General features: G+C 71.5%; 15 protein-coding genes. 8 read left to right on the plus strand and 7 right to left on the minus strand.

Features of this window, described 5'->3' with window-relative positions; all coding sequences use genetic code 11:
- Positions 1-270 precede the first annotated feature (270 nt).
- Positions 271-888: a hypothetical protein gene (locus ACIBBB_RS31515; RefSeq protein WP_398988057.1), complete on the minus strand. Its 618-nt coding sequence runs from the start codon at positions 886-888 to the stop codon at positions 271-273.
- Positions 889-1,392: 504 nt separating this feature from the next.
- Here ACIBBB_RS31515 and ACIBBB_RS31520 point away from each other — a divergent pair.
- Positions 1,393-2,925, plus strand: a complete 1,533-nt coding sequence (locus ACIBBB_RS31520) for a glutamate--cysteine ligase (RefSeq protein WP_398988060.1) — start codon at positions 1,393-1,395, stop codon at positions 2,923-2,925.
- Between the two features lie 168 nt (positions 2,926-3,093).
- Here the strand turns inward: ACIBBB_RS31520 and ACIBBB_RS31525 are convergent, their stop codons facing one another.
- Complete coding sequence (locus tag ACIBBB_RS31525) at positions 3,094-4,845, minus strand: substrate-binding domain-containing protein (RefSeq protein WP_398988062.1); 1,752 nt, start codon at positions 4,843-4,845, stop codon at positions 3,094-3,096.
- A 183-nt stretch (positions 4,846-5,028) separates the two neighbouring features.
- On the opposite strand from ACIBBB_RS31525, the gene ACIBBB_RS31530 reads away from it, so the two are divergent.
- A complete protein-coding gene (locus tag ACIBBB_RS31530) occupies positions 5,029-5,808 on the plus strand; it encodes a CPBP family intramembrane glutamic endopeptidase (RefSeq protein ID WP_229701404.1) in 780 nt (259 codons plus the stop codon).
- Between the two features lie 25 nt (positions 5,809-5,833).
- Here ACIBBB_RS31530 and ACIBBB_RS31535 read toward each other — a convergent pair whose 3' ends face one another.
- Positions 5,834-6,655, minus strand: coding sequence for a PhzF family phenazine biosynthesis protein (locus ACIBBB_RS31535; protein ID WP_398988064.1), 822 nt, complete (start codon positions 6,653-6,655; stop codon positions 5,834-5,836).
- Positions 6,656-6,825: 170 nt separating this feature from the next.
- Here ACIBBB_RS31535 and ACIBBB_RS31540 point away from each other — a divergent pair, with 170 nt between their 5' ends.
- Positions 6,826-7,443, plus strand: coding sequence for a PadR family transcriptional regulator (locus tag ACIBBB_RS31540; RefSeq protein ID WP_398988066.1), 618 nt, complete (start codon positions 6,826-6,828; stop codon positions 7,441-7,443).
- A 96-nt stretch (positions 7,444-7,539) separates the two neighbouring features.
- On the opposite strand, the gene ACIBBB_RS31545 is transcribed toward ACIBBB_RS31540, so the two are convergent.
- A complete protein-coding gene (locus tag ACIBBB_RS31545) occupies positions 7,540-7,734 on the minus strand; it encodes a hypothetical protein (RefSeq protein WP_398988068.1) in 195 nt (64 codons plus the stop codon).
- A gap of 233 nt (positions 7,735-7,967) precedes the next feature.
- Between ACIBBB_RS31545 and ACIBBB_RS31550 the strand changes: the two genes are divergently transcribed.
- From ACIBBB_RS31550 to ACIBBB_RS31560, 3 genes are all read left to right on the plus strand, one after another.
- Positions 7,968-8,519 (plus strand): Clp protease N-terminal domain-containing protein, encoded by a 552-nt coding sequence (locus tag ACIBBB_RS31550; RefSeq protein WP_398988070.1) that lies wholly within the window; start codon positions 7,968-7,970, stop codon positions 8,517-8,519.
- Between the two features lie 84 nt (positions 8,520-8,603).
- Entirely contained in the window at positions 8,604-9,623 is a 1,020-nt protein-coding gene (locus tag ACIBBB_RS31555; RefSeq protein WP_398988072.1) for an EamA family transporter, read from the plus strand.
- Between the two features lie 167 nt (positions 9,624-9,790).
- Entirely contained in the window at positions 9,791-10,810 is a 1,020-nt protein-coding gene (locus tag ACIBBB_RS31560) for a DMT family transporter (protein ID WP_398988284.1), read from the plus strand.
- A gap of 42 nt (positions 10,811-10,852) precedes the next feature.
- On the opposite strand, the gene ACIBBB_RS31565 is transcribed toward ACIBBB_RS31560, so the two are convergent.
- Positions 10,853-11,533 (minus strand): pyridoxamine 5'-phosphate oxidase family protein, encoded by a 681-nt coding sequence (locus ACIBBB_RS31565; protein ID WP_398988074.1) that lies wholly within the window; start codon positions 11,531-11,533, stop codon positions 10,853-10,855.
- Positions 11,534-11,568: 35 nt separating this feature from the next.
- Between ACIBBB_RS31565 and ACIBBB_RS31570 the strand changes: the two genes are divergently transcribed.
- On the plus strand, positions 11,569-12,900 hold the full coding sequence (locus ACIBBB_RS31570) for an aminotransferase class I/II-fold pyridoxal phosphate-dependent enzyme (RefSeq protein WP_398988076.1): 1,332 nt from the start codon (positions 11,569-11,571) through the stop codon (positions 12,898-12,900).
- On the opposite strand, the gene ACIBBB_RS31575 is transcribed toward ACIBBB_RS31570, so the two are convergent.
- Positions 12,891-13,964: a DMT family transporter gene (locus ACIBBB_RS31575; protein ID WP_398988078.1), complete on the minus strand. Its 1,074-nt coding sequence runs from the start codon at positions 13,962-13,964 to the stop codon at positions 12,891-12,893. The two genes, ACIBBB_RS31570 and ACIBBB_RS31575, sit on opposite strands and share 10 nt — an antisense overlap.
- A 73-nt stretch (positions 13,965-14,037) precedes the next feature.
- On the opposite strand from ACIBBB_RS31575, the gene ACIBBB_RS31580 reads away from it, so the two are divergent.
- Entirely contained in the window at positions 14,038-14,967 is a 930-nt protein-coding gene (locus ACIBBB_RS31580; protein WP_398988080.1) for a LysR substrate-binding domain-containing protein, read from the plus strand.
- Positions 14,968-15,001: 34 nt separating this feature from the next.
- Here ACIBBB_RS31580 and ACIBBB_RS31585 read toward each other — a convergent pair whose 3' ends face one another.
- On the minus strand, positions 15,002-15,499 hold the full coding sequence (locus ACIBBB_RS31585) for a Rieske (2Fe-2S) protein (protein WP_398988082.1): 498 nt from the start codon (positions 15,497-15,499) through the stop codon (positions 15,002-15,004).
- Positions 15,500-15,504 lie beyond the last annotated feature (5 nt).

Here is a 15,504-nt window from a genome sequence, read left to right on the forward strand (position 1 = left end):
CCACGGACGTCGATCCGCAGGGATTTCGCGGCAGCGCTTGTCTCTGCTTAAGGACGTGTCACCCGCCCGGACGGTTCAGCCCAACTCGGCTGTCCTTTCGGGTGGTTCGGGGTGACCCGTCCGGACTAGTCCGGACGGGCGCGGCACGGTGCCCCGTAATCAGCACAGAGCCCCGTGACCGTTGAGGGGTCACGGGGCAGTGTATGGCGCGTGGGGCGGTTGGGAGACGGTCGGGACGCAGGCCGTCCGAAGGCGGTCGGCCGGTGAGGCTCAGCCGGTGGTCAGCAGGGGCCCGGACGCGGCGGATGCCGTCGCCGCGGAGAGCTCCGAGGTCAGGCGCAGACCCATCATCGGAAGCAGGTCGGCGACGCGGTGGGGCCGGTGGGCCACGATGCCGGGTGGGGCGGGAGCGAGCGGGATCAGCAGGTCGGCCGGAGCGGGAGCGCCGACCGAGGCGTCGGCCTCGACGTCCTGGTGCAGCCAGAGGGTGAGCATGTACAGGCCCGGCACCGAGAGCAGCCGTGGCTGGTACGGCGCCTTCACCGTCTCGGCTTGCCGCAGGGCCCGTTCGGTGGCGGCGATGTAGGGGCCCTCGAAGAAGCGCGAGAACGCCCAGCCGTCCGGGGTGAGCATCGTGTCCGCGGCCGCGACGGCACGGTCGCCGCTGCGGATCAGGAAACGCCAGCCGGCCAGCCTGGTCTGCGGCGCGTCGCTGCTCGGGGTGATCTGTTCAAGTACGTGTACCGGAAGGGGCAGTTCGGGGCTCAGAGGTCCCTGGACGGACCGGAGAGCGGGTGTACGGGCCTCGCGCACGGCGGTGGGAGAACCGAGTGCCGCGAGGACGCTGCGCAGGGCGGGCGCTGGAGCCGGGGAGACATGCAGCGGCATAGTGGGTTGCCTCTCGCTCAGTAGGCACAGTGAAGCGTCGAAGGTACGGGGTGCGGACGTCGCTGTCGGCGCACGTGGTCAGAGGATGGCCCCAGGCCGTAGCCGGGCTTCAACTCTCTGCCTCGCTCGGGCAGAGTTTATACGATGCGTGTTCACAGAATGTTTCTTCCGTCTGTCGCCCTTATTGCGTCAAGGCGATATCCGGTCCTTCTGGTACGGAATCGCCTTCGACGAACCGTCAGATGGACGGTGAACACAGGCTCTTGGCCTGGGGTTATTCGGCCGGAGCGGTAGGCCGAAACTCGTCGGGCGTTTTCGTTGACCGGCCGGGGAGTGAATTTGCTCACTGCGCCATGCCGACGGAATGTGCCGCGAGGCAGTTCTGTCCACTCTACCCGGCGCTCCGCGGAAACGGGGCGTTATGGATCACTCAGTCTGGGCACTATCGATCGTGAAGCGATGCCCGGCGCCGCCGGGAAGCCGACGCGAAGGAGGGACCCTCCGATGGGGGAGAAGGTCGAATCGGACGGTACCGGCGTGTCCGATCGACAGGAATACCGCAGGAAGCTCCAGCAGTGCCTCGCGGTGCTGGGGCGGCTCCTGGGGGAGAGGCGGTTCGACCGGCCCAGGAATCTGATGGGTCTGGAGATCGAGCTGAATCTCGCCGGATCCGACGGGATGCCCCGGATGATGAATGCGGAAGTTCTTGAACGGATCGCGAGCCGTGATTTCCAGACCGAACTCGGAATGTTCAACCTGGAAGTGAATATCGCCCCGCACCGGCTTGGCGGACGCGTTCTCGACCAGCTCGCCGAAGAGCTGCGCACGGGTCTTGGATATGCCCATCGCAAAGCGAATGAGGTCGACGCCGGCATCGTGATGATCGGCATTCTGCCGACACTCTCCCTCGACGACGTCGTCTCCACGAACCTCTCGGACGCGGACCGCTACACACTTCTCAACGACCGGATGGTGGCGGCGCGGGGCGAGGATTTCGTGCTCGACATCGACGGGGTCGAACGTCTCACCTGCAGCTCACCCTCGATCGCGCCCGAAGCGGCCTGCACGTCGGTGCAGTTGCATCTCCAGGTCACGCCGGACCGCTTCGCGGACGTGTGGAACGCCGCGCAGTGCGTCGCCGCCGTACAGATCGCCATCGGTGCCAACGCGCCTTTCCTCTTCGGAAAGGAGCTGTGGCGCGAGTCCCGGCCGCCGCTCTTCCTTCAGGCGACCGACACCCGGCCCCCCGAGCTCCAGGCGCAGGGTGTACGGCCCCGGACCTGGTTCGGCGAGCGCTGGATCGACTCCGCGTACGACCTCTTCGAGGAGAATCTGCGCTATTTCCCGCCGCTACTGCAGATGAGTGACGACCAGGACCCGCACCAGGTCCTGGACGAGGGCGGTACGCCGCGCCTGGCGGAGCTGGTACTCCACAACGGCACCGTCTACCGCTGGAACAGGCCCGTGTACGACGTCGCCGACGGACAGCCCCATCTGCGGGTCGAGAACCGCGTGCTGCCCGCCGGGCCGACCGTCACCGACGTCGTCGCCAACGCCGCCTTCTACTACGGGCTCGTGCGCGCGCTCGCCGAGGACTCCCGACCCGTCTGGACCCGGCTGCCGTTCGCCACCGCCGCGCGGAACTTCGAGACCGCGTGCCGCGACGGCATCGAGGCGCGGCTCCGCTGGCCGCGCAACGGCCGGGCGAGCAGCGGCGTCACCGAGGTGTCGGCGGTCCGGCTCGTCCGCGACGAACTGCTGCCGCTCGCGGCCGCCGGGCTCGACGCGTGGAACGTGGAGCCGGCCGACCGCGACTTCTATCTCGGGGTGATCGAGGGACGCTGCGAGCGGCGTGTGAACGGGGCCTCGTGGCAGGTGGACACCTTCCACCGGGCGCGGGAGGCGGGGCTCCGCCGGGAGGCCGCGCTGGCCGCCACGACCCGGCGCTACGCCGAGCTGATGCACCAGGGGGAGCCGGTGCACACCTGGCCGGTGGGCTTCCCCGCTCCCTCGCGGATGCCGGACCTGTCCGTCTGACGTGGGGGCCGCGGACGCCGGAGTCCTCGCGAGGGCGGGCCAGGGCGTGTGGTGGAAGTAGCGTCGTCCGCCCGCGGGGCGGGGCTCACGCCCGCCGCGGAGCGGCTGACGACTCGTTGGCGCGCGCGATCGCGAGGCGGAGGGACGGCGCTACTTTGCGGACACGCCCTAGGCCCCCACCGACAGGATCGCCTCGGTCATGACCGACCGGATGTCGGCCGGGTCACTCACCTCGTAGCCCGCGCCGCCGGTGATCCGCGCGACCTCGTCCATCGCCTCGGGGTCCGCGTCCGGGCCCACCGCGATCGTGATCAGTGGGACCGGGCGCCTGGGGTCGGCGAGCTTCCTCAACTCGTCCATGAGGGCCGTGCGCGCCGCGCCGTCCGGGTCCGCTCCGCCGGTGAGGACGACGACCGCGTTGCACTTCCCGCTCACGTACGACGACTGCGCCTCTTTGAAGGCGGCCAGCGTCGTGTCGTACATCCCCCTCGCCCCCGTTCCCGTCCCCACCGGCGCCAGTGCCGTAACGGCGTCCGAGAGGCCGTCGCGGTGGGTGCCGCCGCCCTTGGCGCGCTCGCCGAGCGGCGCGGTCTCGGCCAGCTTGCGGAAGCCCTCGTCGCCGTCGAGTCCGGCGGCGAAGTCCCAGAGGCCGACCTCGTCGTCCGGCGTGAACCCGTCGAGTGTCTGGAGCACCGAGGCTTTCGTGACCTCCAGCCGGGACTCGCCGTCGCTCCCCGGTACGGGCTGCGCCATCGAGCCCGAGGTGTCGACGACGACGGTCAGCCGGGCGTGCTGGAGGATCACCGTCCACATGCCGAGCGTCTCCTCGACCATGTCGGGCGTCGGCGGCTGGGCCTTCGTCAGGGCGTACGGCTGGGGTGCGCGGCCGCCCGCGGCCCGGACCAGGTCCTCGCCCACGGTGGAGTGGGCCGTACGGAAGCCGTGCTCCGCCATGGTGCGCTGGGCCTCCTCCTCGTTGAGGAGGGACATGAACCGGGTCACGGCCCGGCTCTCGTCCGTGGTCAGCTCCGGCTCGTCGACGAGGTTCATGGGGTAGTCCAGCAGCGGGGCCGCGTCCGTCGGATAGAACAGCTGGAGATCGGTGGCGCCGCCGTCGGTGGAGTTGTGGGTGAACGCCGCCTGTTCGGTGAGGAAGACCGCCTCGTTGGCCTTGGCGTCCTCCTCGCTCCGCGCCAGGGACGGGATCACCTGGTCGTCGGCGTCCGACACGCGCGGGGCCAGCGCCTCGGCGGTCGCGGCGATCAGGGTGCCGCTGTCCGCTTCCGTCTTCCGCGCGGACGTGACGACGCTGCTGAACGCGAGCAGCCCGGTGGCGCTGCGCGCGGGGTCGGCCGCGCCGAGACGCACCGCGCCCTTGCCGGTGGTGGCCGCCGTCAACTCGGCCCAGGTGTACGTCTTCCGGGGCCAGCCGAGCCTCGTGCCGGCGGAAGGGACCACGGCCAGGGCCACCGGTGTGGTCGCCGCGTTGCCCGTGGGTGTCAGCGCGATGTCCGCGTCGGCGGTCAGCGCGCGCTCGACCCAGACGTCGGAGTCCGGCAGCCATGCCTCGTAGTCGTCCGCGGCCGTGCCGGTGGCGAGGTCGTCGGCGATCTCGTGGTTCTCACGGGCGTCGACCCGGACGTCGATGCAGCGGCCCTCGGAGGTGATGTCGTCGCGCCGGGCGCTGTCGGCGACGGCCGTCACGGCGGGGGCGATGTCCGGCGACGCCGCGAGATCGATCTGTACGGCGGAGCCCGCGCAGCCGTCGGCGAAGGACAGGATCCCGCTCGCCGCCGCGATGCCGGTCCCCGCGGCCAGACTCAGCAGGACCGCCGTGGCGACGAGGACATTCCGACGGCGTGGACGACGGCCCCTGGTGCTGTCCGTCGTTTCGTCGTCGGGCAAGCTGTGACGTTCCATGGCGGTGGTGCCCCTCCTTGACCTGAACAAGGAAAATGGGGGGCTCGGTCCGCTGAATGACGCCAGCCCCCCGGCCTGTCGCGCGCGATCTTCGTACCCGTATTCGAGACCCTAGCGGGACGGGAAGGGGGTTGAGGCACGATTGGTCAACTGGAGGCAACTGTGCAGACGGAGGCGGGCCGCGTGGCCGATTCCCTTCCCCAAGAAGGCCTGTCGCGCAGGATGCTGCGGTCCGAGGTACTGATCGTCCTGGCGCTCTCGCTGGGGGCGAGCGGAGTATCGGCGCTGATCAGCTTTGTCGGGTCGGTCACCAGGCCCGGTGGGCTCAGCGATCAGGCGGCCACGCTCAACGGTTCGCAGGCGCCCGGACGCCCCTGGCTGGATCTCGCCTGGCAATTGTTCGGTATCGCCAGCTCGCTGGTGCCTGTGGTACTGGTGGCGCACCTGTTGCTCCGAGAGGGCAGCGGACTGCGCGATCTGGGGTTCGACCGGCGCCGGCCGTGGCCCGATCTCGGTCGCGGCACGCTGATCGCCGCCGGCATCGGCAGCGCGGGCCTCGCCTTCTACATCGGCTCGCGCGCGGCCGGGTTCAACCTGACCGTCGTACCGGAATCGCTGCCCGACGTGTGGTGGAAGTTCCCGGTACTGATCCTGTCCGCGGTGCAGAACTCCGTACTCGAAGAGGTCATCGTCGTCGGGTATCTGCTGCGCAGACTCGGGCAGTTGGGGTGGACACCGATGGCCGCCCTGGTGGCCAGTTCGGTGCTGCGCGGGTCGTACCACCTGTACCAGGGCATCGGCGGCTTCATCGGGAACATGGTGATGGGCGTGGTGTTCGTCCTGGCCTACCGCCGCTGGGGGCGGGTCGGGCCGCTGGTGGTGGCACACGCGTTGCTCGACATCGTGGCGTTCGTCGGGTACGCGCTGCTCGCCGGGCATGTGAGCTGGCTGCCGACCCCGTGACGGATCGGTACGGGCGGCGGGGCGGTCAGGGGGATGCGAGGAGTTCGCCGTCGATGACGGTGACCGCGTGGCCGGTGAGCAGTGTCCGCTCGCCGCGCAGTGACGTGGAGACGAGGCCGGTACGGGCGGAGCCCTGGAGGCCGGTCAGTTCGGTGCGGCCGAGCCGCGCCGACCAGAACGGGGCGAGCGCCGTGTGCGCGCTGCCCGTGACCGGGTCCTCGTCGACGCCGACGCCCGGGAAGAAGCCGCGCGACACGAAGTCGTAGCCGCCGTCCGGGTCCTCGGCCGCCGCGGTGACGATGATGCCGCGCCGTGAGAGAGCGGCGAGCGACCCGATGTCCGGGGTCAGTTCCCGTACGGTCCGCTCGTCGGCCAGTTCCACCAGCAGATCCCCGATGTGCTCCGCGGTGTCGTGCACCGAGACCGGGGCTGCGCCCAGCGCCGCCTCGACGCCGTCCGGCAGCGTGAGCGGGGTCAGCGACGACGTCGGGAAGTCGAGCGTCAGGGCGCCGTCCCCGTGCGCCGTCGCGACGAGGATGCCGCAGCGCGCGGTGAAGCGGATCGGACCGGTCGCGAGGCCGTCGGTGCGCAGGACATGGGCGGTGGCGAGTGTGGCGTGCCCGCACATGTCGACCTCGGCCGCCGGGGTGAACCAGCGCAGCGCCCAGTCCGCCTCGCCGCCGGGCGGCAGGGGATGGGCGAAGGCCGTCTCCGAGAGGTTCACCTCCGTGGCGACCCGCTGGAGCCAGGTTTCGTCGGGGAACGGGCCGGACTCCAGGATCAGCACCCCCGCGGGATTGCCGGCGAAGGGGCGGTCGGTGAAGGCGTCGACGATTCGGATTCGCATGCCCTGACGGTAGGAGAGGGCTGGAGCCGGGGACCAAGGCCAATTCGTAGCGGCTGGCCCCGAAGGCCCCGGGGGCGCACTCGGAGGTTGTTGCCAAACGAACTATTCCGATATATCGTTGAGTCATCGCGATAGATTCGCGACTGATCATCGATGGAAGGAGCGTAGCGATGCGTTCACATGGAAACGAGCAGGAGCACGGACATGGGCAGTGCGGGCCCGGCCATCGAGGCCGGGGCGAGTCGGCGGGGCGGCGCGGGGCCTTCGGGCCGTTCGGGCCGAACTTCGGACCGCCGTTCGGCGGGCCCTTCGGAGGCGGCGGCCGAGGCCGCGGCGGAGGCAGGGGCAGGGCACGGCGCGGCGATGTACGTGCGTCGATCCTGGCGCTGCTGAAGGACCGGCCGATGCACGGCTACGAGATGATCCAGGAGATCGGCGAGCGCAGCGGAGGCGCCTGGCGCCCCAGCCCCGGTTCGGTCTACCCGACCCTCCAGCTTCTGGAGGACGAAGGTCTCATCGAAAGCCGGAGCGAGGGCGGCAAGAACCTCTTCACTCTGACCGAGACCGGTCGCGCCGAGGCCGAGTCCGGGCCCGAAGCGCCCTGGGAAGAGGCCGGGCGCGGTGTCGACTGGGAGACGATGAACGAGATCCGGCAGGCCGGCTTCGGTCTGATGGAGGCGTTCGGGCAGGTCTGGAAGACCGGCTCCGCCGACCAGCGGCAGAAGGCGCTCGCCGTCATCAACGACGCCCGCAAGAAGCTCTATCTGATCCTCGCCGACGAGGACTGAGAGACGAGGACCGGGTGACACCGCCCGGTAACGAATCCTGTCAACGGCCCGCGGGGCCTCGTGACGATCACCGAGATCGTCGCGCGGGCCCCGTTCTCATGTCCGGGCCGCCGGCAGCAGCCGCCAAAACTCCGCCGAGTCGAAACGGTCGCTCGCCCGGGGATGCGGGCCCTCGTCGTGGCAGTGGAACGCGGCCCAGAAGACATCACCGCGCAGGGCGTCGGCGGGCGCGTAGACGCGGTACACGTACTGCTGTCCGTCCGCGGCGAGCAGGGCGACCATCCAGCACATCGGATCAGCTCCCGGCGGTCGTCGCGACATCGTTGTACCAGAGGGACGATCGGTCCGGCATGACGGTTGCGTACGAGGTGTGAGGCAAGGGGGCGCGCGCCCCAGGGGCGTGTCGATGCCCGATCTCATTCGTAAGGAGGAGAGGTCGCACTCCCGTCCCCAACTTCGGTGGGATGCTCGAATGCTCCCCGCCGGGGATGTTTTCCCGACCGGTCGCCTGATGAGGTGGGAGAGTGCAGAGCCCTACCCCGTGGTTGCCCGAACAGTCCGATTCGACCGTTGTCTCCGCCGTATCGATCCGCGCGGACATCGACGCCGGACTCTCCGCCGAGCTCGCGGCCGTCGTGTCGGGAGCCCGCAGGAGGGCGCACCGCGACGGCGACCGGCACATCGACACCGCCCACCTCCTCCACTCGCTCCTGGAGTCGGACTCCGAGGTGCGCGCGGCGTTCGACGGCGGGCCGCAGGTCGCCCGCGTCCTCGGCTATCTCGTCCAGCGGAGCATCGGCTACGGGCTGCGCTGGCAGGGGACGGTGGAGGAGTCGGGCGCGGTCCCCGTCGTGTCGACTCCCGCGGTCCCCGGCTGGTCGCCGTCGGCCGTCATCACCATGGAGAGCGCCGTCGAACGCGCCCGACGGCGCGGCGAGCGGCGGGCGGGCGGTCTCGATCTGCTCACCGCGCTCGCGTCCGATCCTGCCTCTCGCGCGGTCGAGGTGCTGGAGCGGGCCGGAGTGGACGCGCGGGCACTCACCAGCCGTATCGCCGGCGCGTCCTACGGAGTGTGACCACCCTGTTGATGGAGAGTCATGGCCTGTCTCGACAGGCGTGAAAGCGCCGATGCTCCTGACGCCGACTGACATGATGTGTCCATGCACGCGTCTCAGGGGAGAAGCGTCGGCCTGGGACTCGCGCTCCTGTCGGCCTTCGCGTTCGGTGGATCAGGTGTCGCGGCCAAGCCGCTGATCGAGGCGGGGCTCGATCCGCTCCATGTGGTCTGGCTCCGGGTCGCCGGAGCCGCGCTCGTGATGCTGCCCCTCGCCTGGCGCCACCGTGATCTGGTCCGCCGCAGGCCCGCGTTGCTCGTGGGCTACGGGATGTTCGCCGTCGCGGGCGTGCAGGCCTTCTACTTCGCCTCGCTCTCCCGGATCCCCGTCGGCGTCGCGCTGCTGGTCGAGTATCTGGCACCGGCGCTGGTGCTGCTCTGGGTGCGCTTCGTCCGCCGTACCCCCGTGACCCGCGCCGCCGCTGTCGGCGTCGTCCTGGCCGTGGGGGGACTCGCCTGCGTCGTCGAGGTGTGGGCCGGGCTCTCCTTCGAAGTGGTCGGGCTGCTGCTCGCACTCGGCGCGGCCTGCTGCCAGGTCGGCTACTTCCTCCTCTCCGACCAGGGCGGCGACCCGGCGGCGGACCCGTCCGACGCCGTCGACCCCCTGGGCGTCATCGCCTACGGGCTCCTCATCGGCACGGTCGTCCTCACCGTGATCGCCCGGCCCTGGGGCATGGAGTGGTCGCTGCTGGCCGGCAGCGCCGACATGGACGGGACGCCGGTCGCCGCGCCGCTGCTGCTCGGGTGGATCGTGCTCGTGGCGACCGTGCTCGCCTACGGCACCGGCGTGATCAGCGTACGACGGCTGTCGCCGCAGGTGGCGGGTGTCGTCGCCTGTCTGGAGGCGGTCATCGCGACCGTGCTGGCGTGGGTCCTGCTGGGCGAGCACCTTTCGGCGCCGCAGATTCTGGGCGGTCTCGTCGTGCTCGTCGGTGCGTTCATCGCTCAGACATCGACGCCCACGGCGCGGGCCGGAGGAGGGGGCGAGGGGCCCATGGTGGTCGCCGAAGTGCCCGAAGTGGTCGGTGAGGGGGACGGGTTGTCCGCCGACCGGGCCGCGACGTAGGCTGCCGATCATGCCGCAGACCGTACTTCCGCCTCCCGCCGCCTGAGCGCGGGCGGCCATCCGTTGACGTAGACCGGGCTCGGGCAGTCCCCGAGCGGTTCGTCGCTGCCCGCGAGACGGAGTGAGCGACCACCAACCCGTTCCGCACACGGAGAAGTCACGTGTCGATTTCCGCATCGTCCGCTTCCGCAACTTCCGCTGCCACACCCTCCGCTGCCGCCGACCCGTCGGTCGGGCGCAGCCTGTTCTACCTCGTCGTCGCCGGGGTCGCCTGGGGGACCGCCGGCGCCGCCGCCTCGCTGGTCTACCGCATCAGCGACATCGGTCCGCTCTCCCTCTCCTTCTGGCGCTGCGTCGGCGGGCTCGTGCTGCTCCTCGGCGCTCTCGCCCTGCGCCGCAGGCGCCTGGTGACGGCTCTTCCGTCGGAGACCGCGACCGCGAAAGCGACCGAGCCTCGCCGCCGCCGGCTGATCCGGATCCTCGGTACGGGCATCGGCCTCGCGGTCTTCCAGAGCGCGTACTTCGCCGCGGTCGAGGAGACCGGGCTCGCCGTCGGCACCGTGGTCACCCTCGGCGCCGGACCTGTGCTCATCGCGCTCGGCGCGAAGCTGACCATGGGCGAACGGCTCGGCGGCAGCGGGCTGCTCGCCGTCGTCGGCGCCCTCGCCGGCCTCGCCGTCCTGGTGCTCGGCGGCGACGGGGCGACGGTACGTCCCGTGGGGATCGCGTACGCCGTGCTGGCCGCGGCCGGTTACGCCGCGATCACCCTGCTCACGCGCCGGCTCGGCCGCGACGGCGGCAGGGCCGACTCCCTCGCCACCACCGCCTGGGCCTTCGCCGTCGCGGCACTGTGCGTCCTGCCGGTCGCGGCGGGCGAAGGACTGCTGCCGCACACGACCGAACCGGCCCAGGTGCTCTGGCTGTTGCTGTACGTCGCCGCCGTACCGACCGCTCTCGCGTACGCCCTGTACTTCGCGGGCGCGGCGGTCGTACGCGCCGCCACCGTCTCCGTGATCATGCTGCTGGAGCCGGTGAGCGCGGCGGTCATCGCGGTCGGTCTGCTGGGGGAGCGGCTCACCGCGGCCACGGTGGTGGGGACGCTGCTGCTGCTCGCCGCCGTGGTGGGGCTCGCCGCCGCCGAGGCGCGGCTCGCGTCGGACCGGCGGAAGGCAGCCGTCCTCGCGTGACGCCGCGCGTGACCCCGGCGCTCGGTGGGGCGCCGGGGGGTTTCAGAGCACGGTGAGGTAGTCGGGCAGGCCGACGGCCGCGTCCAGGTCGTCGGCCGGGACTGGTGTGCCGTACCCGCGTACGACGGGCACCACACCGGTCCAGTGGGGGAGCGACAGGTCCTCGGGCTCGTCGTTCGGGCCGCCGGTGCGGACCTTGGCGGACACCTCGTCGAGATCGAGGCTCAGCACGGCGGTCGCCGCCAGCTCCTTCGCGTTGGCGGGCCGGGAGTCGTAGGAGCGGCCGGGCACCACGTGGTCGACCACGGCGTCGAGCGCGGCGCGCCGTTCGTCGTGGTCGACCACCTGGTACGCGGTGCCGTGCACCACGACGGAGCGGTAGTTGATCGAGTGGTGGAAGGCCGACCGCGCCAGCACCAGACCGTCGACATGGGTGACCGTGAGACAGACCGCGAGCCCCGGGTCCGCCGTGTCGCCCGCCATCCGCAGAGGCCGGGAGCCGGTCGACCCGTGGACATAGAGCCGCTCGCCGACCCTGGCGTAGAGGGTGGGGAGGACCACGGGCGCGCCGTCGCGGACGAATCCGAGATGGCACAGATAGGTCTCGTCGAGTATCCCGTGGACCAACTCGCGGTCGTACGAGGCGCGGTTGGCGGACCGGGTGGGGACCGTGCGGTCGGTGGGGCGGTAGCCGTCGGCGGGCGAGGAGGGGGGCGTGGGCATTGCGCTCTCCTATGTACTAGTGCATAGTCTTCTTTGTGCTAGGAGAGTATCGGATCGAAGGGCGGCGCGCCGCCGAGATTGCCGCGAGCGTGGAGCGGGGGATCGGCGCGGGAGACCTGGCGCCCGGCCAACTGCTGCCGCCTCTGCGGGAGTTGGCGCTGGAGCTGGGGGTCAACCCGAATACGGTGGCCGCCGCCTACCGCACGCTGCGCGACCGGGGTGTCATCGAGACGGCGGGCCGGAGGGGGAGCCGGGTGCGGGCGCGGCCGTCGAGCACGTCGCGCGGCTCGATCCGGGTCGACGTGCCCGCCGGCGTACGGGAGGTGTCGGACGGCAATCCGGACCCCGCCCTGCTGCCGCCGCTGCACGACGCGTTCGCGGCGGCGGCGCGGGAGCAGGCGGAGCGTCCGGGGCGGTACGGGGACGCCGCTGTCCTTCCCGAGTTCGCGCGGCTCGCCCGTGCCGGGCTGGACGAGGACGGCGTGCCCGCCGGGCCGGTCGCCGTCACCTCGGGCTCGCTGGACGCGATCGAGCGTGTGCTGGCCGCGCATCTGCGGCCGGGGGACGCCGTCGCCGTCGAGGACCCGGGGTGGGGCAGCCTGCTCGACCTGGTGCCCGCTCTGGGGCTGCGGCCCCTGCCGATGGCGCTGGACGACGACGGGCCGCTGCCGGGCGAGCTGGAACGGGCACTACGGGCCGGTGCGCGGGCGGTCGTCGTCACCGACCGGGCGCAGAATCCGACGGGGGCCGTGGTCGGCGAGGCCCGCGCGCGGGAGCTGCGTACGGTGCTGGCGGCCCATCCCCGCGTACTCCTCATCGAGGACGACCACGGGCACCGGATCGTCGATGTGCCGCTTCATCCGCTGGCCGGGGTCACGGACAGCTGGGCGCTCGTCCGGTCCACGGCGAAGGCGTACGGCCCCGATCTGCGGCTCGCCGTGCTGACCGGGGACGCTGTCACCGTCGACCGGGTGACGGGCCGTCAGCGGCTCGGGCCCGGCTGGGTGAGCAGGCTGCTGCAACGGGCGGTCGTGGAGCTGTGGACGACGGACGCGGTCGCCCCCCGTATGGTCGCGCGCGCGTACGGCGAGCGGCGTGACGCCCTGGTACGGGCACTCGCGGAGCGGGGGGTCGAGGCGCACGGGCGCAGCGGGATGAACGTGTGGGTGCCGGTGGCCGAGGAGACCGGCGCGGTGGCGCGGCTGCTGCACGCGGGCTGGGCGGTCGCGCCCGGGGCGCGTTTCCGGTTGGCCGCGGGGCCCGGCGTACGGCTGACGGTGTCGGGCCTGACGGGCGAGGACATCGAGGCGGTCGCGGACGCGGTGGCCGACGCGGCGGGGGCCGCGCCGGCGCGCAGTTACGGCTGATCGACGGGGATCGGGGCGCGGGCCGCGGGTGCGGGTGCGGGCGTCGGCATTGGCGTCGGCGTCGGCGTCGGCTCGGGCTTCGGGTGGGACTTTCGCGCGGTGCGCGAGCCGCCGCCCCTCTGCTGGGTCAGCGCCGCGCCGACGAGCACGATGACCGCGCCGACCGGGGTGTTCCAGTGCAGCGGCTCGTCGAGGACCGCCACACCGGCGGCGGTCGCGATGACGGGGACGAAGTACGTGACCATCTGACCGGTCGTCGGGCCGACTTCGGCGACCAGGCCGTACTGGATCAGCAGGGCCAGACCCGTTCCCAGACTGCCGAGCGCGACCACGGCGAGCAGTGGCACCACCGGGAAGGACGTCGGCAGATCGGTGAACAGCGGGGTGACAACGGCCAGTTGAAGGGTCGCCATGAACAACTGCGCGCCGGTGAGCGAGAGATGGGAGCTGCTGTTGCCCGCCAGGGTGCGGCGTACGTAGATCCAGCCGACGGCGTAGCTGAGCGAGGCCAGCAACGCCATGGCCGTACCGGTGAAGTCCAGCCCGGAGAAACCCTGCCAGGCGCCGAGCACGGTCAGTACGCCGATGAAGCCGAGGCCCAGGCCGCCGACCCGGCGCCGGGTGGGGCGGTCCTCGGAGAGCGCCACGAGCGACAGCAGCATGCCCCACAGCGGTGAGGTGGCGTTGCAGATGCCGGCCAGGGTCGACGGGATGGTCAGCTCGGCGTAGGAGAAGAGCGAGAAGGGCACGGCGTTGAGGATGAACGCGGCGACGGTGAGATGGCCCCACGTGCGCAGCCCCCGGGGCAGCCGCTCGCGCCGTACCGCGATCGCGACGGCCAGGACCGCCGTACCGAAGAACAGCCTGCCGAACGTCACCTGGAACGGCGCGTAGCCGTCGGTGCCCACCTTGATGAGCAGAAAGCTGAAGCCCCAGATCAGCGAGAGCACGCCGAACCGGACGCGCCAGTCGATCGCGTTGCGGCGGGGCGAGGTGGCCGAAGCGGTCGAGGTGGTCGAAGCGGATCCGGTGGGCCCGCCGCGGGGCGGGGTCGCTGTGCTCATACGGCAACGATGAGGGCCGCTACCTCTTAGAACAAGCGAGAATATCTCGACCCGTTTGCGTAGTATCGCTTACATGTTGAATCTGGAGAGGCTGCGGATCCTCGACGCGCTCGCCCGGCACGGCTCCGTGAGCGGCGCCGCCGACGGTCTCCATGTGACCACGTCGGCCGTCTCGCAGCAGATGGCCAAGCTGGAGCGGGAGGTCGGCCAGCAGTTGCTGACCAAGCACGGGCGCGGCGTACGGCTCACCGACGCGGGACGGCTGCTCGCCGACCACGCCGCGCGGATCATCTCCCAGGTGGAGCTCGCCCAGTCGGACATCGAGGCGCGGCGGGGTCAGGTGGTCGGCGAGGTACGGCTGTCGGCGTTCCCCACGGCGGCCCGCGGTCTGTTCCCCGTAGCGCTCGCCTCGCTGCGCAAGGCGCACCCCGATCTGCGGGTGCGCTCACTGGAGTTGGAGCCGGACGGCGCGATCCGCCAGGTCCTGCGGGGCGATCTCGATCTCGCCGTCGTACTGGACTGGAACAACAAGCGGCTGCCGGTGCCCGGCGGGCTGGCAACGGCCTCCCTGCTGGAGGACGCGGCCGATGTGGCCATGCCGGCCGATCATCCGCTGGCGGACCGGCGGGAGGTCGAACTGGAGGAGTTCGCCCACGACTCGTGGGTGTCCTGGCCGACGGGCGAGTTCTGCCACGAGTGGCTCGTGTTCACGCTGCGCTCGAAGGGGATCGAGCCGCGCATCGAGCACATGGCCGGTGAGCAGCACACCCAACTGGAGCTGGTCGGCGCGGGGTTGGGGGTCTGTGTCGCGCCGCGGATGGGGCGCGGGCGGCTGCCCGGCGGTGTGGTGGCCGTCCCCGTACGGCAGAAGATGTTCCGGCACGTGTACGCGGTGTGGCGCGCCGACGCCGACCGCCGCCCGTCGATCCGGGCGGCGGTCGAGGCGCTGGACGAAGCGGCGCGGGTGGTGAAGGCCGTGGAGACGGCAGATGCCAGGAATTGACCGTCCTGACCTTCCTTACCGCCTTGACCGTCCCTCAGGCGAGCGTGATCGAGTCCCCCTCGACGGTGATCGAGGCGGCGCCCAGCGGCTTGCTCGCGGGGCCCTTCTTCACGCTGCCGTCCGCCGCGTCGAACTGACTGCCGTGGCAGGGGCAGGTGATGGTGCCGTTGGAGATGTCGCCCACCGTGCACCCGGAGTGGGTGCACGCGGCGGAGAATGCCTTGAACTCACCGGCCGTCGGCTGGGTGACCACGACGCCCTTGTCCTCGAAGACCTTGCCGCCGCCCTCCGGGATGTCGGTGGTCTTGGCGAGCACCTCTCCCTTGCCCGCGGCCCCGCTGTCCCCGTTGGCGCCGTCGTCCGCCCCGCCGTCGCCCGCCGGCGTCTCCGCGGCGGCGTCCGACGAGTCGTCGTCCGAGCCGCAGGCGACGAGTGCCGCGCCGAGGCCGACGGCACCCGCCGCCGCCACGACCGTACGGCGCGCCACCGTCCGACCCGTGGCCGTCCGCGCGGTGCCCTGCGTTCCCGTCATGTCTG

The sequence above is a fragment of the Streptomyces sp. NPDC051217 genome (assembly GCF_044455465.1).
Taxonomy (GTDB): domain Bacteria; phylum Actinomycetota; class Actinomycetes; order Streptomycetales; family Streptomycetaceae; genus Streptomyces.